The organism is Epibacterium sp. MM17-32, from assembly GCF_022348205.1.
Lineage (GTDB): Bacteria > Pseudomonadota > Alphaproteobacteria > Rhodobacterales > Rhodobacteraceae > Epibacterium.
Genome location: NZ_JAKRFC010000010.1, coordinates 117,036 through 137,819 on the forward strand (window position 1 = coordinate 117,036; position 20,784 = coordinate 137,819).

17 protein-coding genes and 1 pseudogene are annotated in these 20,784 nt (G+C 58.6%); 7 read left to right on the forward strand and 11 right to left on the reverse strand.

Annotated features, from left to right (window positions below; all coding sequences use genetic code 11):
* The first annotated feature begins 77 nt into the window (after positions 1–77).
* From tviB to MHM88_RS16315, 3 genes are all read left to right on the forward strand, one after another.
* Complete coding sequence (tviB, locus tag MHM88_RS16305) at positions 78–1,361, forward strand: Vi polysaccharide biosynthesis UDP-N-acetylglucosamine C-6 dehydrogenase TviB (RefSeq protein ID WP_239367535.1); 1,284 nt, start codon at positions 78–80, stop codon at positions 1,359–1,361.
* A 19-nt stretch (positions 1,362–1,380) separates the two neighbouring features.
* Positions 1,381–2,331 carry an asparaginase gene (locus MHM88_RS16310; RefSeq protein WP_239367537.1) on the forward strand — a complete coding sequence of 317 codons (951 nt, stop codon included), beginning with the start codon at positions 1,381–1,383 and terminating at the stop codon, positions 2,329–2,331.
* 100 nt (positions 2,332–2,431) lie between these two features.
* Positions 2,432–3,853 (forward strand): sodium:alanine symporter family protein, encoded by a 1,422-nt coding sequence (locus MHM88_RS16315; RefSeq protein WP_239367539.1) that lies wholly within the window; start codon positions 2,432–2,434, stop codon positions 3,851–3,853.
* Positions 3,854–3,967: 114 nt separating this feature from the next.
* Here the strand turns inward: MHM88_RS16315 and MHM88_RS16320 are convergent, their stop codons facing one another.
* Positions 3,968–7,873, reverse strand: a complete 3,906-nt coding sequence (locus tag MHM88_RS16320; protein ID WP_239367541.1) for a PEP/pyruvate-binding domain-containing protein — start codon at positions 7,871–7,873, stop codon at positions 3,968–3,970.
* A gap of 382 nt (positions 7,874–8,255) precedes the next feature.
* Here MHM88_RS16320 and MHM88_RS16325 point away from each other — a divergent pair, with 382 nt between their 5' ends.
* Together MHM88_RS16325 and MHM88_RS16330 are read left to right on the forward strand one after the other, a co-directional pair.
* Positions 8,256–9,089, forward strand: a complete 834-nt coding sequence (locus MHM88_RS16325; RefSeq protein ID WP_370687504.1) for a PhnD/SsuA/transferrin family substrate-binding protein — start codon at positions 8,256–8,258, stop codon at positions 9,087–9,089.
* The gene (locus tag MHM88_RS16330; protein ID WP_239367543.1) at positions 9,086–11,407 is read left to right on the forward strand and encodes a response regulator; all 2,322 of its coding nucleotides are present in this window, start codon (positions 9,086–9,088) and stop codon (positions 11,405–11,407) included. Before MHM88_RS16325 ends, MHM88_RS16330 begins: the two co-directional genes overlap by 4 nt.
* 40 nt (positions 11,408–11,447) lie before the next feature.
* On the opposite strand, the gene MHM88_RS16335 is transcribed toward MHM88_RS16330, so the two are convergent.
* Genes MHM88_RS16335 through MHM88_RS16345 form a run of 3 tightly spaced genes read right to left on the reverse strand, consistent with a single transcriptional unit; the run spans position 11,448 to position 13,475 of the window.
* Entirely contained in the window at positions 11,448–12,254 is an 807-nt protein-coding gene (locus tag MHM88_RS16335; protein ID WP_239367545.1) for a metal ABC transporter permease, read from the reverse strand.
* Entirely contained in the window at positions 12,251–13,000 is a 750-nt protein-coding gene (locus MHM88_RS16340) for a metal ABC transporter ATP-binding protein (RefSeq protein ID WP_239367547.1), read from the reverse strand. The genes MHM88_RS16335 and MHM88_RS16340 overlap by 4 nt, the downstream gene beginning before the upstream one ends.
* A 4-nt stretch (positions 13,001–13,004) precedes the next feature.
* Positions 13,005–13,475 carry a transcriptional repressor gene (locus MHM88_RS16345; protein WP_239324325.1) on the reverse strand — a complete coding sequence of 157 codons (471 nt, stop codon included), beginning with the start codon at positions 13,473–13,475 and terminating at the stop codon, positions 13,005–13,007.
* Positions 13,476–13,578: 103 nt separating this feature from the next.
* On the opposite strand from MHM88_RS16345, the gene MHM88_RS16350 reads away from it, so the two are divergent.
* Positions 13,579–14,670, forward strand: coding sequence for a zinc ABC transporter substrate-binding protein (locus MHM88_RS16350; RefSeq protein ID WP_239367549.1), 1,092 nt, complete (start codon positions 13,579–13,581; stop codon positions 14,668–14,670).
* A 205-nt stretch (positions 14,671–14,875) separates the two neighbouring features.
* On the opposite strand, the gene MHM88_RS16355 is transcribed toward MHM88_RS16350, so the two are convergent.
* The 7 genes from MHM88_RS16355 to MHM88_RS16385 are packed head-to-tail and all read right to left on the reverse strand — an operon-like array spanning position 14,876 to position 19,760.
* Entirely contained in the window at positions 14,876–15,205 is a 330-nt protein-coding gene (locus MHM88_RS16355) for a hypothetical protein (RefSeq protein WP_239367551.1), read from the reverse strand.
* Between the two features lies 1 nt (position 15,206).
* Positions 15,207–15,593: a response regulator gene (locus tag MHM88_RS16360; protein ID WP_239324335.1), complete on the reverse strand. Its 387-nt coding sequence runs from the start codon at positions 15,591–15,593 to the stop codon at positions 15,207–15,209.
* 45 nt (positions 15,594–15,638) lie between these two features.
* Positions 15,639–16,496, reverse strand: coding sequence for a protein-glutamate O-methyltransferase (locus MHM88_RS16365; RefSeq protein WP_239367553.1), 858 nt, complete (start codon positions 16,494–16,496; stop codon positions 15,639–15,641).
* Complete coding sequence (locus MHM88_RS16370) at positions 16,493–16,981, reverse strand: chemotaxis protein CheW (RefSeq protein WP_005612856.1); 489 nt, start codon at positions 16,979–16,981, stop codon at positions 16,493–16,495. Before MHM88_RS16370 ends, MHM88_RS16365 begins: the two co-directional genes overlap by 4 nt.
* Positions 16,965–19,100: a chemotaxis protein CheA gene (locus MHM88_RS16375; protein WP_239367555.1), complete on the reverse strand. Its 2,136-nt coding sequence runs from the start codon at positions 19,098–19,100 to the stop codon at positions 16,965–16,967. The genes MHM88_RS16370 and MHM88_RS16375 overlap by 17 nt, the downstream gene beginning before the upstream one ends.
* A 1-nt stretch (position 19,101) precedes the next feature.
* Positions 19,102–19,476 (reverse strand): response regulator, encoded by a 375-nt coding sequence (locus MHM88_RS16380; protein WP_239324344.1) that lies wholly within the window; start codon positions 19,474–19,476, stop codon positions 19,102–19,104.
* Entirely contained in the window at positions 19,473–19,760 is a 288-nt protein-coding gene (locus tag MHM88_RS16385) for an STAS domain-containing protein (RefSeq protein WP_239324347.1), read from the reverse strand. Before MHM88_RS16385 ends, MHM88_RS16380 begins: the two co-directional genes overlap by 4 nt.
* A 763-nt stretch (positions 19,761–20,523) precedes the next feature.
* On the opposite strand from MHM88_RS16385, the pseudogene MHM88_RS16390 reads away from it, so the two are divergent.
* Positions 20,524–20,784, forward strand: a pseudogene (locus MHM88_RS16390) (chemotaxis protein CheB); the annotation flags it as partial.

The window sequence follows — 20,784 nt, forward strand, 5'->3', positions numbered from 1 at the left end:
TTGAAACACGGTCGCGCAGCGTTTTATGAGGAGTGACTTCGGGCCATCAGGGCCCGATACCCTCAGGAGCGCCTGCAATGACCGACAGTTCCCCGCCTGGTGAGAAGATTTGTGTAATCGGCTTGGGCTATGTCGGGCTGCCTCTGGCTGTCGAATTTGGTCGCAGTCGTCCGGTTGTCGGATTTGACATCGACGAAGGGCGGATCGAGGAACTGCGCCGGGGCGTTGATCGCACCTGCGAACTCGACCAGAGCGCCTTGACGCAGGCGCGCCATCTTACGCTGAGTGCATCGGAAGCGGATATTGCTGACGCCAAGGTGTTTATCGTGACGGTGCCAACGCCGATCGATACCACGCGTCGCCCCGACCTTGGACCGCTCCTCGCGGCGAGCAGAACCGTCGGACGGGCGTTGAAGCCCGGAGATACGGTCATTTTTGAATCGACGGTGTATCCCGGCGCAACTGAGGAAGACTGCGTGCCGATACTGGAAGAGATGTCTGGCCTGACATTCAATCGAGACTTCGGCGTGGGCTATAGCCCCGAACGCATCAACCCGGGAGATAAGACCCGGCGTTTGCCGGATATTGTCAAAGTCACTTCCGGATCCTCTGCGGCGACCGCGGAGAAAGTTGATGCGCTTTACGCCAGCATTATCACGGCCGGAACCCATCGTGCGGAGAGCATCCGTGTCGCAGAGGCAGCCAAGGTGATTGAAAACAGCCAGCGCGACATCAACATTGCCTTGATCAACGAGCTGGCGATGATCTTCAACCGGATGGAGATCGATACCGAAGCGGTGTTGCGCGCGGCGGCGACCAAGTGGAACTTTCTCAATTTCCGGCCGGGGCTTGTTGGCGGGCACTGTATCGGCGTTGATCCATACTATCTGACCCACAAGGCGCAGGAGGTGGGGTATCACCCGGAAATTCTGCTGTCGGGGCGGCGGCTGAACGATGGCATGGGCGCCTATGTTGCCCAGCAGATGATCAAGGCGATGTTGCAGCGACGCGTGCATGTGGTGGATGCGCGGGTGCTGGTCATGGGCTTGGCGTTCAAGGAAAACTGCCCGGATCTGCGCAATACCCGCGTCGTCGATGTGATTTCCGGGTTGCAGGAGTTCGGCGTTGCGGTGGACGTGTTCGATCCGCATGTGGATCCGGCTGAAGCGCGCGATGAGTATGGCCTCGAACTTCTGTCGGCGCTGCCACGCGACACATATGACGGGGTTGTCCTCGCAGTTGCTCATGAGGAATTTCGACAGATGGGCGGCGCGGAGATCCGGGCGCTCGGGAAACCGGGTGCGGTTCTCTACGACTTGAAATACCTGTTGACTGCGGACGAAACAGACTTGCGGCTGTAGTCGCCAGAAGGAGTGTAGCATGGTGATTTGCGTGATCCACACCGGGGGAACGATCGGCATGATCGCCACCGAAGCCGGGTATGCCCCCCAAAACGGTGTTGTTGAGACGGAACTGAAGCGCATGCGTGCCTCCGGCGACATACGGACTGATTTTTGGGTGGTTACCGCAGACCCCTTGATCGACAGCGCCAATGCCACGCCCGCCGATTGGGACTGGATCATGTCGCAAATCGTGGCACATCACGATGTTTACGACGGGTTTGTTGTCACCCATGGCACCGATACTCTTGCATTTACCGCAGCGGCGCTGAGTTTCGGGCTGCAGGGGCTGTCCAAACCGGTGGTCCTGACCGGTGCCATGCTGGCTTTGACCGAAGATGGAAGTGACGGGTGCCGGAACCTGAAAGACGCCTTTGCCGCGGTCGAGACTGCGCCGCCTGGGGTTTTTGTACAATTTGCGGGGGGGCTTTTGCATGGCGCGCGGGTGCGCAAGTCCCACTCGACTGATTTCGACGCCTTCAAAGCCTCGCCAACGGATCGACCGCCGCATCGCCAGTCCCCGCGGCTCTCCGCGCAGTATCACGGTGAGGTGTCGGCCATCATCGCCGCTGTCGCGCCGGGGATGAATGCGGATCTCGTGTCGCTGGCTGCGGAGCGGGCGCAGGGTATCGTCCTGCGGTGTTATGGGTCCGGCACTGTCCCCGAGGGGCTTGGACTGCGGTCCGCAATGCAGCGGGCGCAGGCACAGGGTGTCCCTGTCCTCGCTGTCAGCCAATGCGCCGAAGGCGGTATTTCACTTGGTACCTATGCGGCGGGGTCGATGCTAGAGGATACCGGTGCCATCGACGGGCGGGACATGACCGTGGAAGCCGCCTACGCGAAACTGCTTCACGCGCTTGCGGTCACCGACGATCCGCAGGCACGACGCGCGATCCTTCAGGAAAACCTCTGCGGAGAATGGGCGACCTGATCGTGCGGCTCTGCTGCCGGCACGTCAATTGTGCCGTTGCATCCCGGCAGTGACCCACGTATGCCGCTCGCGGTTTTAATCGTGAATGGAGAGAGACGCGATGCAAGCGCTTGAACAGGTTTTCGGGGTCATCGGAGACCTGACTTGGGGGTGGTCCCTTGTTCCGATCCTGGTAATTTTCGGTACCTTTATCACCGTGGCGACCGGGTTCGTCCAATTTCGGTTTTTTGGGCGGATGTTCCGGGTTCTGACCCGGGGCGGAACGGATTCCGGGCGGATCTCAGCCCGCGAAGCGCTGCTCGTCTCAGTCGGTGGGCGTGTCGGCGGCGGCAATATCGCGGGCGTGGCCGTGGCAATCACGCTCGGTGGCCCCGGGGCGGTGTTCTGGATGTGGGCGATCGCGATTGTCGGAATGGCAACTAGCCTTGTGGAATGCTCTCTGGCGCAGCTGTTCAAACGGGCGGACCCTCTGACAGGGCAATACCGTGGCGGTCCGGCGCGGGCCATCCTTCACGGGTTGGGCCAGAACTATCGCTGGCTGGCCGTATTGTACGCCATTTGCCTGATTGCTGCGTTTGCGTTGGGCTTCAATGCGTTCCAGGGGAATACGGTTGCTGGCGCGGCCGAAGCCTCGCTGGGCATTGACCGGCTGTGGACCGGCCTGTTTCTGGCCTTGGTCACCGGCTTCATCGTGTTTGGCGGCATCCGGCGTATCGCCAAGGCCTCCGAAGTCGTGGTGCCGATCATGGCGCTTGGCTACATCCTGATGGCATTGGCGGTCATCGTGATGAACCTGGGCGATGTTCCGGCCGTTCTGGGCACCATTGTTGCCAATGCGTTTGGCTTCGAAGAAGCGGTCAGCGGTGGCATGGGGGCTGCAATCGCCCAAGGTTTGCGCCGGGGCCTCTTTTCGAACGAGGCGGGTTTGGGGTCTGCACCCAACGTGGCCGCAACCGCAGAGGTCAATCACCCGATCAGCCAGGGCATTACCCAAGCTTTCTCTGTGTTCATCGATACCATCGTGATCTGTAGCTGTACTGCGTTTGTGATTTTGCTCAGCGATGTCTACGTCCCGGGCGCGAGCGAAATTGACGGTGTCGAACTGACCCAGAATGCAATGGCTTCGCATCTTGGTGCCTGGACGCAGTATTTCATGACTGCAGCCATCCTGCTGTTTGCCTTCTCGTCAGTGATCTACAACTATTACCTCGGTGAGAATGCGATCACGGTTCTGACCAAGACACCCGCTGCGACATTTGTGCTGAAGATTGTTGTGGTCGGCATCGTCTTTGTGGGCGCGGTAGCGCCGAATGCGACCTCGGTGTTCTTCTTCTCCGACCCGATGATGGGTGTGCTGGCGCTGGTCAATTTGCTCGCACTGATGATGCTGTTTCCGATCGCCCTGCGTATCCTGCAAGATTTCCGCAAACAGCTGCGGGCCGGGGTGGCGCGACCGGTGCTGCATATCGAAGAGTTCTCGGATCTTGATCTGGATCCGAATGCCTGGCCCAAACGAAGCTGACGCCTCGTGAAACACTGAATAGGCCACCCGATTGGGTGGCCTATTTTCATGGCGGGACTCAATTTAAGCGCCGGCTGAGGGGGGGGCGCCCCCCATCCCTCAGCTGTTCCTCGCTCACGCACTCAAGGCATCATAGGCATCAGCCGCTTCGATGTCGCCGCTATCGTGCACGGTGATCTTCTGACCCTGGATGAGGCTGTCGGTCCCTTTCGCGCCAACCACCATGAGGATCTTTTTCTCGCGCGCGACGATCGCCATATGGCTCAGCCAGCCACCAACCACGCTCACGACGGCACCGGCCTTCTGTACCTGGGGCAACCATGCAGGGTTGACCATGTGGCAGACGATAATGTCTCCGGGCATGAACCCTTCAAAGGCTTCGGAGCCATGCGCCATCTCGTCGTGAACGCGAAACACGCGCCCGGTCACATCACCTGATCCAGCGACGCAGGTTCCGCCGAGCTTGTCCGGATCCGGCAGGGCCAGCGTGCCAGCCGAGAGCTGCTCACAGTCCTTCAGGGTCAGCTGTGCCTGCGTTGGCGCGTTGTCCTGACACAGTTTGTCGTGCTCCGAGCGGGCTTGGGCCAAGGCGCGCAAGGCGTCGATTTCGTCCCAGTCGGCATGCACAAGCTCTGGCAGGGTCAGGTGGAATACAAGCGCACCAAGCCCGCTCTGCTCTGCAAGCGTCAAAAGCGCCCGCCGAAGTTCCGACAGCACCCGTAAGGCCTCGTGCTTGGCACGCTCCTTCAAGTCCTGAAAGGCGATGGCGAGTTCGATCTGCCGTTGGAGATCGGCTGGTAGACCGGACGGCGCATGCGTTGGGGGCAGGGGGGCGACAGATGGTTCGAGCAATGTGTACAACAAGCTCGGCGCTTCGTGATACCGGGGGGTGGAAAGCTCATAATCGAACATCGCCCGGTGCCCCATCAAGGCAAGCGCTTTTTCCCGGGCTTCCTGTTCCGGTCCATCGCATTGTGCCAGGAGGCTGGCAGGAGAGTATTCCAGGTCTGCCTGCATCAGATAGCTTCGCAGGGCTGGGTCGCCTTGCGCCGCCTGGCTCGCGTCCTGCATCGCCAAGGCCGCGAGAATGTTGATTTTCTCGGCCTCAACATAGATTTCGGTCACGAAGTAGCGCTGCAAGTCTGTGATCGCCTTGAGCAACTTTGCCCTTGGCAGGGCTTCAAACCGAATGGCACGCCAGTCGTCGACGCGGTCCCTGAGCTTGGGCAGTACCTCCCGTTCGAACCCCTCACGGACCGGAGCCAACTGCTTGCGCAGCGCCACCGCGCGTCGCCCTGACAAATCCAGTGCCAGGTGCTGCTTGAGGTGTGTATCAACGTAGGTTTTGCCGAAGAGGCGGACCAAATGGGCGTCTTGACCCTCTGGCAGTGCGTAAGGCAGGCCCAACGCGCGGCAGGCCAGATCGAGGCTGCCCCCGGGTGACCAGAGCTGCGCCATGAGTGCAAATGACAATGGGCTGGGGCGTGGCAGCACTTCGCTCATTTCATCCTGCTCGATCAGGTTTTCGTCCGGGTCGCGATCTTTGAACCGGTTGAAAAAGGATCGCCATTCCGAGGCCGTCGCCTGCTCGGTGCTGCTGCCCACGGCCACGGTGGTCACATCCCGCGATTGCAGAATCCAGAACTCTCCGTCCACCCAGGCCCACTCGATATCCTGCGGTGTTCCAAACAGATTTTCGATCGCCAGGCCCAACTCGATCAGCACCTCCGGGGCAAACGGGGGGAGGTCCTGATCTGGGGCAGGGGACTTGCTATAGCGCCCGGCCCGAAGGGTGCCCGGTGTCTTTCTGCCAGAGACGAGGTCATCGCCACAGCCCTCGACCCACTCCAGCAGCATCATACCCGGTGCTTGTGGATCCTGTGTGAACAGGACACCTGCAAACGTCGCATCGATCATGTGTTGCACCAGAATATTTCCGTGTCCCGCATCTTTGATCTGGTAGCTTCGGGCACGCTCGTCGGAAAAGGAGGCGTGCACGGTTTCGATGGCAGAGCACATTTGGTCGCCCCGCACATCCAGGACGGATTCAAACACGCCGGCGAAACTGTGGTCAGCGCCATCTTCCTGGCTGGCAGAGGAGCGCACAGCGCAGGGTGTGGGCCCCATGATCCGCCAGATTTTATGCGCCATGCGTGTGCGGTCCGTGGTAGTGGCCGCCTGGAACCGGGTTAGGAACCTTTCGGTGAGCACCACCGCGGGCGGTACCGGAAAGCCGGCATTGGCCAATTGTGAAAGCCGTAGCGCCTTGTTGCCCGCATGAGCCAATTGGCGGGTTTCCTTTATCGGGACCGTTCCTTTTGGCAATCGCTGTAAGGATGGCAAGGCGCGGGAAAGCCGCGACACGCTCCCTGAGACATACGCGTATTGGATCAGCAAACCCGTCAGGCTCATGAAAAGGTAGAAATTTCCCGCCGCCGAAAGGTTCATGACGAGGGCAAACAGGAGCGGCAGCCCCAGTCCACACCAAAGCACCGCCGCCCGCGCGGATTTGGCGACCGAAACCAGCAGATAGACAGCGGCAAGCGCACAGGTGAGGCCCGGCGCAAGATAATATGGGTCGGGCGCTCCCAGGTTCGAAACCCACAGGAACGCTTCGCCAACCTCCGCGGAAGCCAGCTCTACCGCCTGTAGCCCCAGCATCATCACAGGGAGGAAGAGGAGCGCCGCCAAGTTGCGCATAGGCGTCAATCCAAGTCGATTATGAACCTCCCGGATTGCCCTGGATTTTCGGATCGGGTCGTCGGCAAGATCCGCCTTTAGACGGTCCAGTTCGACTTTGTGCGCACGAAGCGTGATTTGATCGCGTTCTGATTTCAGCGCCAGCGGCAGCACCAGCAATCGCGAGGTTACCGCCAGAGCCAGAAGCCCGAGTATCAGGTGAGAGTGTTCATGCGCCCAGAGCAAGACGCGGCTCAGGAGGTCACCGGATGTGTCCCACAGGCCGGTTTCCTGGCTGGCCAGCCAATCGACAACATGAGGTTTGGGGGCAGGAGGGATGAAATACTCCCACGGCAGGGTGTAGCGCCCTTCGAAGGGGATTCCCGCCTCAGTCAGCTCCAGTCCGAGCACCTGGCTCATGAAACAGCTACGGCGATCATAGCACGCAGCGACCGTGGGGACCATGCGCAGGGAGGAGATCGACTCTTGGAGCTGCGTGGTGGTCAGCGCGCGCACAGGAATGTTGATCGCCCCGGGCAGGTGCCCGGCGGCAAAATCACCGGGATAGCGCGTATCCACGATCTGTACCTCGCTCGACGCCACAAGTTGGCTGAACTCTTCGGTACCGATCAGGCGCGATTTGTTTGGATACGTGGGGATGGCGCGCAGGTCTGACAGCTCTTGCACGCGGCTGTCGGAAAACGGTCTGGATTCCACAATCCACTTTTCGATACCGCCGGCGATAAAGCGGCAATCGATACCGAGTTTTGCGAGCGCGGCGCAGGTTTCGGAACTGCGGTTCCCGTTATGGCAGAACAGCACCACCGTTTCACCCGCCGAGACGGGCGGCGATCGGAGGAAGTCGGGAAACCGGATGTGGGTGGAGCCGGGCAGGGTCCCCATGGCGTTTTCGGCGGTTTCACGAATGTCGAAGAAATTGACCTGTCCGGCAGACAGGAGGTTGGCAGCTTCGGCCGTCGTGATCCCCTGTGGGTGGGTTTCTTGGCTGTCGTAACTGGTTTCTTTCAGCGCCGCATCCTTGATGGTGGTCCCGTCAAACTGTGCGGGACGGGTCAGTGTGGCTTGCAGCCGTTGCAACTCGGCGCTCCGGTGGGTCTGCCATTGCCAGTGATTTGCAAATGCGAGGAGGACGGCAAGCAGTACAAGGCCGGTGATCAGGCGCACGGGATAGCGGCGCGAAGAGGCCTGTGTCCTGATCCCGAGGCGGGCGGCGATCACCGCACCAAAACCGGACAGGGTGGCTGCAACCACCGCGAGAATTTGAGATAGCGAAGAGACCGATCCAAGCACCAGTTCCGGGGATGGAATTGCGTGTCCCATCGTGGGGGTGGCGATAAGAATGGTCGCATTTACAAATAAACAAAAACAAATTTTAACTGACCGGGCGATACATGGCAGCAAGTTTGGTGTAATCACGAGTCGTCCTTCTGAACGGAAAGGGAACCTGGCGGCAGACGCAGAATGCGTCAAAGAAACGTCATAATCCTTTCCAGATGGTTAATATGTGCTTTTCGAGTGAATCTCGGTTAGTTTTCAATGTGTTTTGATCCTATCTTGGATTGAGGCATGGCCAGGGACGGGCGCGCCCCGGTCGGACAGCGATTCTGCATCGTCTGCTAAGGAGAGTTCGATGGCACTGATGAACTCATTTGGTACAGCTACCCTGCGCAAGACCCCGATGCGTTACGGTCTTGTGAAACTGATGCTGGTGACTGCGGTCCTGTCGATGGTGGGGATCTCCGCGGCCTCGCCCCTACGCGCAGAGATTGAGCTGGTGTTTGGCACCTATGCCGCGGACAAGCCGTCTGCGACGGTGCGGAAGTACCGACCATTTCTGACGTTTCTGGAAAACCGGATGGAAGTCATCCTGAACGAAGACGTCACGATCCGGCTGCGTATCTCCAAGGACTACGAAACAAGCATTGTGGATCTGGCGGAAGGGCGCGTTGACTTTGCGCGCTTTGGGCCCGCGTCCTATGTCCATGCGATGGAGCGCAACCCGGGGATTTCGATCGTGGCAATGGAGTCCAAGCAGGGGGAAAAACGGTTCAAGGGCGTCATCGCGGTTCATCGCGATAGTACGATTTCCGGGCTGTCTGATCTCGCGGGGCTGTCCTTTGCCTTTGGTGATGAACTGTCCACGATCGGGCGGTATCTGGCGCAGGCGCATCTGCTGGATGTGGGGATTTCGTCGCAGGATCTGCACGGGTATGCCTATCTCGGGCGACATGATCTGGTCGGCGAAGCTGTCGGTGCCGGCAAGTTCAGCGCAGGCGCACTCAAGGAAAGCACGTTCAAGGAACTGGTCGCAAAAGGTGTCCCGATCAGGGCCCTGGTCTCCTTTGACAACGTGACCAAGCCCTGGTTGGCGCGCTCCGGACTGGAAAGCCATATCCTGGACGCGATGCGCCAAGTCATGCTTTCTGCTCAGAACGAAGAAATGGTGAAGCGCGTGTCGAAGAACGGGTTCCTGGCCGGGAGCGACGCGGATTACGACTTCGTGCGCCGTGCAATGCAGCGGAGCCGAGACTTTTGAAAACGCCGCTTCGTAGCCTGCTTCAGCGCCGGGGCATTCTGTCCCAGATCATCGTGTCGATGTCGCTCGCGGCCTTGCTGGTTGTCGTGACCGTTGGCGGTGTTGCGCGGCGCTACGAAGTGCAGCGTGTCAGCGATCAGTTGGGCGAACAGGCCAATCTGACGGTCTCGCTGTTGAGCGGCTTGATGCTGGAGGCGATCATCGTCGAAGATGTCCCGGTTCTGGAAACGGGGCTGGTTGAGGCGATAACCCGCTATCCGAAAATTCTGTCGATCCACATTGAAAACAGCGAAGGCGAGATCATCGCCGAGGCGTCGAATACCGCGTCGCAGCTTGCGGACGACTATGTCATGTACGACAGGCCGGTGGCGTTTGAGGGGTTCGTCTTTGGCAGGATGGTGGTGAAGTGGTCGACCGAAGAGGGGCAGGCACTGGTTCTGGACAAGGTCCGGCAGACCATCACCTGGACGATCCTGGCTGTTGTGTCGATGTCGTTGCTGATGCTTTATCTTGTCTACAGGCTCGCATTGAACCCGTTGCAGGTTGTGCACGCCCGGATGTCGAATGCTGTTGCCGGGGCCAAGACCGGGCATTTTCAGTTGCCGTGGTACGCCAGTCGTGAGTTTCAGGCGCTGAACGTTTCAGTTGGCGTGCTCGAGGACAGTTTTGCAGAGCGCGACGAGCGGGAACTTGCGCTTGAACGGGCCAGGGAACAGGCCGAGATTGCCAGCCGCGCCAAATCGGAATTCCTTGCCAACATGAGCCATGAAATCCGCACACCGATGAATGGTGTGATTGGCATGGCCGAGGTGTTGCAGGAAACGGACCTGACGCCCGATCAGGAGATGTATACCGAGACGATCGTGAAATCGGGCAATGCGTTGCTGACGATCATAAACGATATCCTCAATTTTTCTAAAATTGAGGCGGGTAAACTGGAACTGAACCAGGCAACGTTCAATCTGCGAACGGTCCTTGAGGATGTGGTGACGCTCCTCGCCCCGAAGGCTGCGGAGAAGTGGGTGCAGCTGACGTTGCGCTATGATCCGGACCTTCCGGAATACTATGAGGGGGATGCCGGGCGTATCCGGCAGATCGTGACAAATGTTGTCGGCAACGCGGTCAAGTTCACCTCCCAGGGCTCCGTGCACATTGATGTCACAGGGGCGACCCTTGGGGAGCTGACGCAGTTGCGGATGGCCGTGAGCGACACGGGCATTGGCATCCCCGCGGACAAGCTGGATCGCATTTTCCACGCGTTTGAGCAGGCGGATGGGGCGGCGACCCGAAGCTTCGAGGGCACCGGCCTCGGGCTGGCGATTTCGACGCGCTTGTTGCAACTGATGAAGGGCCGCATTCACGTCACCTCGACCGAAGGCAAAGGATCCGTCTTTAGTATCGACCTGACGTTGCCGACCAGTGATCGTGCGCCGATCACGTTTCAGCCGGATCAACCGGTATCCGGCTTGCATGCGCTGGTGGTCGACGATCTGGAACTGAATCGCCGAATTCTTGGTGAGCGGTTGCGGGCTTGGGGGGTACGGGTCAGTGAAGCGGATTCAGCTGTCGAAACCATGCTGCGCTTGGATGAAATGCGGGACGTCTCTGATCTCTGCGATCTCATCTTCCTCGATTTCAACATGCCGGATTGCGACGGGTACGAACTGGCGCGGCGTATTCGCTCCGTGCCAAATCTCGGGCGGTTGCCGATCATCATGCTCTCCTCTGTCGATCCGGCGCTGTCGCCGCAGATGCTGGCGGAGATAGGGAACTGTCAGCAGGTTCTGAAACCTGTCCGCGCCGATCAGTTGCGAAAGGTCGTGAGCCGCGCGCTTGGGGAAACTGAACCCACTGCCAGCGCTTCCGCCTCGACATTTACGGGGGCTCCGGCGTTGCCTGCCCCCATTCGGGTTTTGATGGCCGAGGATAACCGCACCAACCAGGTGGTCGTCACGCGGATGCTGAAGAATGTGGACGTGGACGTCAGAATCGCCACCAATGGGTTGGAGGCGGTCACCATGTACCGCGACGCGCAGCCAGATCTCGTGCTGATGGATATGATGATGCCGATAAAGGATGGTCTGGAGGCGACCGAGGAAATCCGTGCGATCGAGCAGGAGGCGTCCCTGCGCCGCGTGCCGATTATCGCGCTGACTGCCAATGCGCTGCAAAGCCACGAAGCGGCCTGTCGTGCTGTCGGAATGGATGACTTTCTGAGCAAGCCCATTCGCAAGCAGGCTTTGCTTGACACGCTGCGCAAATGGACGGTCACGCCAGATGTGCCCGCGCAAACTGACAGCGCTGAGCAGGAAACCTAGGGCTTGGACAGCCTGGGGGCATCGCGCCGCAACACCATGTTCAGCGTCGTGGCCAGAACCGCAGAAGCCGCAGCACGCTGACACCAACGAACAAGCCGGTTCCACAGCTGACGATGGTTGGGCCGGTTGGTGTATCCAGGCCGAAAGACAGGTAAAGCCCCCCCAACACCGACATCACGCCGATCAGGGTTGCGAGCAGGGCCATACGCTCCGGCGTGTTTGCAAAGGGGCGTGATGTCGCAGCTGGGATCAGAAGCATGGCGGCGATCAGCAGAACCCCCACGACCTTGATGGCCACTGCAACGACAACGGCAAGAGACAAGGTCAATATGAGCTGTTCCCGCTGTGGCAAAATGCCGGACGCGCGGGCCAGCTCGGGGTTCAGCGTGGCGGTCAAAAGGGACGACCAACGCCACCAAAGGAGCACCAGAACGAGACAGGCCCCCAGCCAGACGACGGCAATATCGATCCGCGACACCGCCAGAATATCGCCGAACAGATAGGCCATGAGATCAACGCGCACCCCGTGCAGAAATGACACCGCAACCAGACCGAGCGCGAGTGCGCTATGTGCCATGACACCGAGCAGTGTGTCCATCGCATAGCCGCGCCCGCTGAGCAGTGTGATGCTGCCCGCCATCAGCAGCGCTGTCGCCATCACGCCGCCAAAGATGGACACATCAAATGCCAACGCCAATGCCACACCAAGTATCGACGCGTGGGCGGTTGCATCTCCAAAATAGGCCATCTTGCGCCAAACGACGAAGCAGCCAAGCGGGGCGGCCGCAAGCGCGACACCAATGCCGGCCAAGGCGGCACGGATGATAAAGTCATCGAGAAAACTCATGCAGAACTCTGTCCATCGGAGCTGTGGTCCTGGACGCAATCGTGGCTATGATCGTGATCGTGACGATAAAGCGCCAGGGTACCTTGGGTATCGGTTCCAAAGAGGGCGCGATACTCCGGTGCGCTTGCCACTTGGGCGGGCGCGCCTTCGCAACATACGTGTCCATTCAGACAAATGACACGATCCGACGCCGCCATGACCACATGCAATTCATGGCTGACCATCAGGATCGCACATCCGAGTTCGGTGCGAACCTCTTCGATTTTCTGGTAGAAACTGGCCGACCCTTGTTGATCCAGCCCTTGTGTTGCTTCGTCCAGGATCAACAAATCCGGACGGGACAAGAGGGCGCGCGCCAGGAGAACGCGCTGGGTCTGGCCGCCGGACAATCCGGTCATCTGGCGATCATAAAGCCCCGGCACTCCCGCTTCGGCAAGTGCGCTGTGGGCTTCGGCGTCATCGACGCGCCGTGGAAGGCTGAGAAACCGGCGTACCGTCAACGGCAGGGTCGGGTCGATATGCAGTTTTTGCGGCACATAGCCGATGAGCAGATCCGGTGCTTTTTCAATGGCACCGTCGCTCAGCCCCAGCGCGCCGATAATCGTGCGGAGCAGGGTTGATTTCCCTGACCCGTTCGGCCCCAGAACGGTGACAATTTCGCCCCTGTCGATATGAAAATTGATGTTGCGCAGTACCGGTGCTCCGCTGTGCCGGATTGTCGCATTCGTAATCGTGACGAGACGCATTTACTCAGTCCTGGCAGCGCGGGCAAAGGCCTTCGGCCTCCACCACAGTGCGTTCTATCAAGAAACCGGCTGCACGGGCAGCATCCCCCAATTGCCCTTGCATCGGTTGCCGCTGCGCCTCGGCGACGCTGTCGCATTTGCGGCAAATCATGAACACCGGGGTATGGGTCTCGCCGGGGTGCATACAGGCAATGAACGCGTTCAGGCGTTCAATCTTGTGCACAAACCCATGTTTGACCAGGAACTCCAGAGCGCGATAGGCCACCGGGGGCTGAGATCCCAGTCCCTCGTCGCGCAAATATTCTAGAATTTCATAAGCGCCGAGGGCGCGGTGCTGTTGCAGGAGGATCTCCAGGGTGCGGCGGCGCACAGGCGTGAATTGCAGCCGTTTTTCCCGGCAGTAGGTTTCGACTGCGGAAAGGCCGCCCGTGATGCAGCGGGAATGGTCGTGCGAAACAAAGCCAACGCTGTCCATGGAGCCTCCGTTACGTTGCTGCGGATTTGGGATTGATATGTTACAACATGACGTTTATCAAGCCGTGTGTTGGTTATGATATAACAGTCGCTTAGGAGCCGCTATGCTGCCCAAATCTCTGACATCCGCTGTGGCACTTTCCATATTGGCATTTCCGGTCGCAGCCGACGCGCCGAAGGTGGTGACCGATATCGCTCCGATCCAGGGTCTTGTCGCCCGAGTGATGGCCGGAGTGGGGGAGCCTGCGGTTCTTGTGCCCCCGGGCGCATCGCCCCATGGCTACAGCCTGCGCCCGTCAAATGCGCGAGATTTGTCGAACGCGGACGCGGTGTTCTGGGTTGGTGAGGCGCTTGCGCCCTGGTTGGAGGAGCCGATCACCCAATTGACCGATGGCGTCAATGTGGTCTCTCTCCTGAACGCCCCGGGCACCATGCGTCTCGACTTTCGGCAGGGGGCGGTGTTCGCTCACGCGGTGACGGAAGGGGCGCATGAACACGACGAAGAGAATCACGACCATGATCACGAGGCCGGTCACGATGGGCACGATCATGGCGAGCATGCACATGGTGATCACGATGACCACGATCACGGTGACCACGGGCACGACCATGATGATCATGGGGATCACGACCATGATGCGCATGCCGAACATGATCATTCGCATCATGACCATGCACATGACGGGGTCGATCCCCATGCCTGGCTGTCACCTGAAAATGGCAAGCACTGGCTGGCGCTGATCGCAGAGGAACTCTCACAGGTTGATCCCGAGAATGCGTCCATTTACGAGGCGAATGCAATCGAGGGGCAGGCAGAGATCGATCAGATTGTCGCAGATCTGAATGGACAATTGGCCGGTCAGGACGGTCAGTTTGTCGTCTTTCATGATGCATTTCAGTACTTCGAGCAAGGATTTGGGCTGAAGTCCCTGGGCGCGATTTCACTCGGTGATGCGTCTGATCCCAGCGTCTCGCGTATCGCTGAAATCCGCAACGCTGTCGATGAGGCCGGGGTGACCTGTGTCTTCTCAGAGCCTCAGTTCAATCCTGGGCTTGTACGGACCGTGACCGAAGGAACCGATGTGTCCTCCTATGTCATCGATCCATTGGGAATGGATATCGAAACGGGAAAGACCTTTTACGCGGATCTTCTCAAGCAGACCGGCGCGGCGTTCGTGGCCTGTCTCGGTGACTGAGCAGTATCAAGTCAAATCGCCGGCAATTGCCGCGGAGCTCTACGCGTCGTTGTCCGACTTCGCTGTGTCGGCCGCTTAGGCGCCGCGCGAGCGAGGTACTGATTTGCGGATCGGAGCGGCAGAAAAATCTGCCACTCCGATCCTTTTTGGTGTTTTCAGCGTTCGAACTCTTGGGCAACGCCAAGAGCAATGCGCTGTCGCAGCCTCAGATCTCAAAAAGCTCCTGCTTTTCGCGCAGCCTGTCCCGTAGCTTTTGAAGCGTGACACTTTCGGTCGCCTGATCGATATTGGTGCAGTCTTCGGTGCCGACTTGTTCACGAAGCTTGTCAAAGAAAACGGACAGTCCACCAAGCGTTTGCGATATCAGGTCAAAATCCTGAAGCTCGCGAATTTCTGCACTTGTGGGAGGAGTACGGCGTTCCACTATGGTTAATACAGTATCTTCCAGCTGCTGAATCTGGCTTTGCAGCTGGCGCATTTCTCGCGCCGAATTCGCATATACCGTATCGAGCGGTTTAGAAGATTGATCAGCCATATTACAAACGTCCCACGACCTGCTCGATGGCCTGTCGCATCGACGCCACTGTGAACGGTTTGCGGATGATGTTGTTCAAGCCAAGTTTTTTGCCGACCTCGATCATCTCGGGAGTGGGTTTGCCGGTTACAAGGATGAAGCCGATCCGTTGTGTCGCAGCGTTGCCACGAACGGCTTGGAGCAAACCCAACCCGTCCATTCCCGGCATGTTGTAGTCGGACAGCACCAAGTGAACCGGATTTGTTGCCAGTTTTTGGAACGCTGATTGTCCATTGTTTTCGACAAGGTAGTTCTTGACACCAAGTTCATCGAGACACTGGGTTAGAATTCCTCGGCTGGTCGACATATCGTCGACGACCATCACGCGCAGGGAGTCTTTCAAGCTCATTGTTTATTCCTCGTGTTCTCGTCGTGGCTAACCGTGAGTGCGTTTTTAGCCAGGCGTGTTGACATAAGTAGTAATGCCGACGGTTTTCAGATGTTGCGCAGCGGGCCCTGACATGCGCTCGGAGTGACCGATGAAGAGATACCCGCCCGGAGTCAGCGATTTCTGGAAGGCTTGCCAAACCTTCTGCTGTGTCGGGTTGTCGAAGTAGATCGCGACGTTGCGGCAGAAGATTGCATCGAACTTGCCCTTGAACGGGAAGGGTTGGATCAGGTTCAGCACCCCAAACGTCACTTTTTTGCGTAGATGCTGCGGCACACGACCGGTATTGGCCTTGTCACCCGCCTCCAGTTGCATCTTGTATTCCTTTGGAATGCCTTCGAAATCCTCCAGCGGATACTGGCCCACTTCGGCGGTGCGTACGACCACTGGGTCAATATCGGTGCCCAGGATCTTGATGTCGTAACGATCCGCATCGGGGCACATCCCGTGCAAGACGGAAGCAATCGTGTAAGGTTCCTGTCCGATCGAACATCCCGCAGACCAGATCCGAACGCGACCGCCTTTCTTCGCACGTTCGATCAGCGGCGGCAGAACATCCTTGCGCAGCGTTTCGAAGTGGTGTGGTTCGCGGAAGAACTGCGTGACATTGGTCGTAAGCAACGACAGCAACTCACTGCGTTCCTGCTCGGCATTGGGCCCCTCCAGCCGCTTCAAGTAGTCCTTGAACGCGCGGATGTTCTGTTTTCTCAACTTGCGCGACAAGCGAGAAGAGACCAGGGGCTTCTTGCTGGGCGACATGGCCAGGCCAAAATGCTTGTAAGCAAATTGTGCAATGGCCTCAAAGTCCTGATCTGACAGGACAATGCCGCTATCTAGGGGTTCGATGGGACCAGCGATACTCACGAGAGGCCTTGCTCCGGTGCAGAAATGACTGCGTCGAGGTTGATGATGCGCACCATGGTGTCGTCGTGAGAGATGATACCCTGAATATACTCCATGGTGTAACGGCTATCGACAGGAGGCGTGTCCTGGATCTCTTCCGGATTGATCGAGATGATCTCGGACACGGATTCCGCCAGGAGACCAACAGGCTTGCCATGGACCGCAACCACGATGACGACATTGCGCTCGCTTGCTTCGGTCTGTTGCAAACCGAACCGTGCCGACAGGTCGTAGATCGGGATCACGGCGCCCCGCAGGTTCATGACCCCGAGAACATCCATGGGCGCGTGCGGCAGGATGGTAACCGGTGCCCAGCGACGGATCTCCCGGATTTGGGTGATCTTCAGGCAGAACGCCTGACCTGCGACGGTGAAGCTGACAAACTCGCTCTGCTGAGCATGTTTGACCTCCTGGTCGCCAATTTTAACTTCAGCTTGCGATTGCATTGCTCATTCTCCGATCTGAATCAAAGGTGGCTGATGTGGGTGAGGCCGCGATTATGCTCTCCGAGTCCAAGATCATTGCGATCTTGCCGTCACCAAGGATCGTTGCCGCAGCGACGCCGGGAATGTTCCCGCAGACCCCATCGAGGCTCTTGATCACGACCTGCCTTTGATCGTGAATATCGTCGACGGCGAGCGCGCTTCGTTGGCCCGTTTCCGTCTCAACCAGAAGATAGACGCCCGGTGGTTTGTCACCTTCGGGTTTGCGAAGCCCGAGAGCGCCGGCCACGTCACAGATGGGCACGAAGTTGCCGCGGATGGACAGAAGCGTTCCGTCTGCGCCGAGGCTGTTGATCATATCGTCGCTACCACGCATGGTTTCGATGATGGATGTGATCGGCACCACCATGGTCTGGTCGGCAACGGAAACAACCATGCCGTCCATCACCGCCAGTGTCAGTGGCAGGATGATCGTGAATGTGGATCCCTTGCCCGGCGTAGAGGAGATATTGATCCGCCCGCCAAGCGCAGTAACCGCATTCTTCACAACATCCATGCCGACACCGCGACCCGAGAGGTTGGACACCTCTTTCGCCGTCGAAAATCCAGGCAGGAACAAGAGGTTATCGATCTCAGCATCCGTCAGATCGGCGTTTTCCGGGATCAATCCCTTATCGATAGCGATCTGCTTCACACGAGGGCGGTTCACACCGGCTCCGTCGTCCTTGATTTCGATACAGACACTGCCGGACCGGTGCGACGCGGACAGGCGGATGGCACCCGCGCGGCTCTTGCCAGCGGCCTCGCGGTCCTCTGGTTTCTCGATGCCGTGATCTACTGCATTGCGTAGAATATGGGTCAGCGGATCCGAGAGGCGTTCGATCACCGTCTTGTCGACTTCGGTATTCTCACCTTCGGTGATGAGCTTGGCTGTCTTTTCCGTGGCTGAAGATGCCTCTCGCACGATGCGGGCCATGCGCTGGAACAGTGGTTTGACAGGTTGAGCCCGGATCGACATCACCCCTTCCTGGATGTCCCGAGCGAGGTTCTTGAAACCCTCGAGTTCGGTTTCCACATCCCGCAGATCAGCAACATCCAGATTGGCGATTTGCTGCGCCAACATGGAATGGTTGATAATCAATTCGCCAACCGCGTTGATCAGCCGGTCCACCCGCTCCAGGTCCACACGCAGGGTCGGCTTGGGTCCGCGCTGTTCCGTCTTGCTGCTCTCAGGCTTCGCTGTCTCGACCTTGTCTGTCGCTTCCGGTGTTGCCATTGGAGTAGCCTCTGCGGGTGCCGGCGCTTCAAAAGGGGCTGGCGTCTCGGGCTCGGCACTATCCCCAGGTACGCCAAATGCAGCATTCAGTGCAGCCAGGGCAGCGGCGTCCTCCTCAGCTTCCTTGTCGGAAGAGATAGAGAGTTCACACAGGCCTTCTACGAACTCAAACACCGCCTCGATGGCCGATTTGGGTTCCGATGTGGTCAGGGTCAGGTTCCAGGCGAGGTAGCTTTCGTCCATCGCCATGGCATCAAAACCGGGCAGCTCCGTATCGTCGAGTTCCACCTTCAGCGGCCCCAGTTCGGACAGTGCCTGGAACAGGAAGAATGGCTCGTTTCCGGTGCCGAACATCTCTTTCAGCGGGTGGAACCGAATTTCGTAGGTCTTCTCCTCCTCCGCAGCCAGTGGAAGCGGGACGGCAGGGCCGCCAAGTCCCATTGGCTCAAAGGTGAGATCCTCTTCCTCCTCATCGAGGTACTCTTCCAGGCCCGCGATCAGCACATCATTGTGCTCTTCGTCAGTGGTGCCACCATCGCGTGCCACGCTGACCAGATCAGACAGGTGATCGCTGCAGCGGAGCAGGAGCTGGATGAGTTTGGTATCCAGCTGAAGCTTGTTGGAACGCACCTCGTCAAATACCGTTTCGAACTTGTGTGCAAACGCCACCAGTTCATCCAGTCCAAATGCCCCGGCCCCCCCCTTGATGGAGTGCACGGCACGGAAAACGGCATTGACCACCTCGGGGTCGTGATCGCCTCCTTCGATGGCGGTCAGACCCTCATCCATTGCCTCAAGGAGCTCTTCGCACTCCTCAAAGAATGTATCTTGAATCGACCCTGACATGTTACGCAACCGCTCCTGTGACACGTTTCAGAGCAAAAATCAGAGATTGGTCGTCGAAGGGTTTTGTGATCCACCCCGTGGCGCCCGCGTCACGGGCCCGTGCCTTCATTTCCGGCGCGCTTTCGGTGGTGAGAACCAGAATCGGAACCTTGGAATTGATCTGATCGCCACGCAGCTCTTCGATCACGCCGAAGCCGTCGAGGTTGGGCATGTTGATATCGGTGATCACAACGTCAGGAGCGACGTTGTCATACATGTCCACGCCTTCGCGGCCATCCACTGCGCAGTGATACTCGAAACCCGCTTCTTCCAGGGTCGCTGCAAGCAAATTCCGGATGGTGCGAGAGTCGTCGATTGCCAGAACTTTGGTTTTCATGCTGTTTCCTCGTCTTCAAATCGGTTGGGTTCCAGGCCCAGAAGGGTGAGGGATTTTCTGCACCCCTCGGTGATGTTGGTGACCGAGAAACCCAGGCCCTCGGAGCGCCATTGCTGCTCGGCTCCGAGCAGCAGCTGCAGACAGCGCGACGGCATCACCGCAACTTTGCTACAATCAACCTCGACAGCCTTGTCACGTGATGCGTTGAAAAAGGCGATCAATGGGTCTAGATCCGCGAAGGCATTTGGCAAATCCAGGTTATGCTTTTGCGTTTCGGTGGACATTTTCGCGATTCGCACCCCCGTTTTCGGCGATAGATTTCAGTTCGATGAGAGAAGTCTTAGCCGCAGGGGCTTAACATTTGATTTCCGCCATTCTGGAGAAGCGCGAAAGCGGAACCCTGACTGACAGGTTCACCCACAGGCGCCGACGATCTGACTATAGAGAGTATCTCAGGTGTCTCTATGGCGGGGCAGCCCAAAGGTCGTGTCAGACCCACCTTCGGCACATATCTTCATTCATTTCGGGCGCGTAAGGCGCAAATTAACCCCTGCTGAGAGAAACATATTCCGAAGTATAGGCGCATCTCTACCGAGCTGTGTTGCAGGGAGTTTTTGATGATCACGTCGTCGCAGGCCAGAACGAGAGGGGAATCTCCAGTGTTTCTTGCGTCTTGCGACGGTGGGGCAGGTCCTGCGGGCGGTGAGAACGAGTGGCCGGGCTGTGCTGAACAGGCGGGGTCCGGTGCGCAGAATCACACGTTGGGCGTTGCGGCCCTGGAAAATGTATTGGGTGTCCCGATGATTCGCGCGTTTGGCGCCTGTGTCATGCGAGCGCGGTCCGCCGCCACACCAGCGTCCGGCACGCAATGGACGCAGCCGATGAATAAGACGGAGCTGGCTGTATGAGTACCGCACAACAGGTACCGTGCAGTCCAATAGGAACTTCCCGGCTCTCCGGGACAAACAAGTGGGTAAGCCATTGTCTTCCTTGAGCGTATTGATTGTTACTACCGATCGTAACTTTGCACGGACATTGCAGAGCCACATGGAGGCCGCCTATCCCGGCCTGCAGGTGCTGCTCGCCAACAATCTGATGATGGCCTACAATCAAGCCGAAGCGGGGCAACCCTCCTTCGCCTTTGTCGAGGACGGTTTCACCAAGCTTCCGGAATTCGAGATGATGCTCGCGCTCTTCTCCGCGCTCGACGTGCGGTGGGTGTCGGTCATGGATGACGCCAACTCGACGCCGGCGCGGCGTTCTTCCCCGCTCTTGAATGTCGGGGCGGGTATTTTCGAACTGACAAAA

Coding starts and splice junctions, on each gene's coding strand:
- tviB (WP_239367535.1), top strand. CDS start 78: ATGACCGACAGTTCCCCGCCTGGTGAGAAGATTTGTGTAATCGGCTTG.
- MHM88_RS16310 (WP_239367537.1), top strand. CDS start 1,381: ATGGTGATTTGCGTGATCCACACCGGGGGAACGATCGGCATGATCGCC.
- MHM88_RS16315 (WP_239367539.1), top strand. CDS start 2,432: ATGCAAGCGCTTGAACAGGTTTTCGGGGTCATCGGAGACCTGACTTGG.
- MHM88_RS16320 (WP_239367541.1), bottom strand. CDS start 7,873: ATGGGACACGCAATTCCATCCCCGGAACTGGTGCTTGGATCGGTCTCT.
- MHM88_RS16325 (WP_370687504.1), top strand. CDS start 8,256: ATGCTGGTGACTGCGGTCCTGTCGATGGTGGGGATCTCCGCGGCCTCG.
- MHM88_RS16335 (WP_239367545.1), bottom strand. CDS start 12,254: ATGAGTTTTCTCGATGACTTTATCATCCGTGCCGCCTTGGCCGGCATT.
- MHM88_RS16340 (WP_239367547.1), bottom strand. CDS start 13,000: ATGCGTCTCGTCACGATTACGAATGCGACAATCCGGCACAGCGGAGCA.
- MHM88_RS16345 (WP_239324325.1), bottom strand. CDS start 13,475: ATGGACAGCGTTGGCTTTGTTTCGCACGACCATTCCCGCTGCATCACG.
- MHM88_RS16350 (WP_239367549.1), top strand. CDS start 13,579: ATGCTGCCCAAATCTCTGACATCCGCTGTGGCACTTTCCATATTGGCA.
- MHM88_RS16355 (WP_239367551.1), bottom strand. CDS start 15,205: ATGGCTGATCAATCTTCTAAACCGCTCGATACGGTATATGCGAATTCG.
- MHM88_RS16360 (WP_239324335.1), bottom strand. CDS start 15,593: ATGAGCTTGAAAGACTCCCTGCGCGTGATGGTCGTCGACGATATGTCG.
- MHM88_RS16370 (WP_005612856.1), bottom strand. CDS start 16,981: ATGCAATCGCAAGCTGAAGTTAAAATTGGCGACCAGGAGGTCAAACAT.
- MHM88_RS16375 (WP_239367555.1), bottom strand. CDS start 19,100: ATGTCAGGGTCGATTCAAGATACATTCTTTGAGGAGTGCGAAGAGCTC.
- MHM88_RS16380 (WP_239324344.1), bottom strand. CDS start 19,476: ATGAAAACCAAAGTTCTGGCAATCGACGACTCTCGCACCATCCGGAAT.
- MHM88_RS16385 (WP_239324347.1), bottom strand. CDS start 19,760: ATGTCCACCGAAACGCAAAAGCATAACCTGGATTTGCCAAATGCCTTC.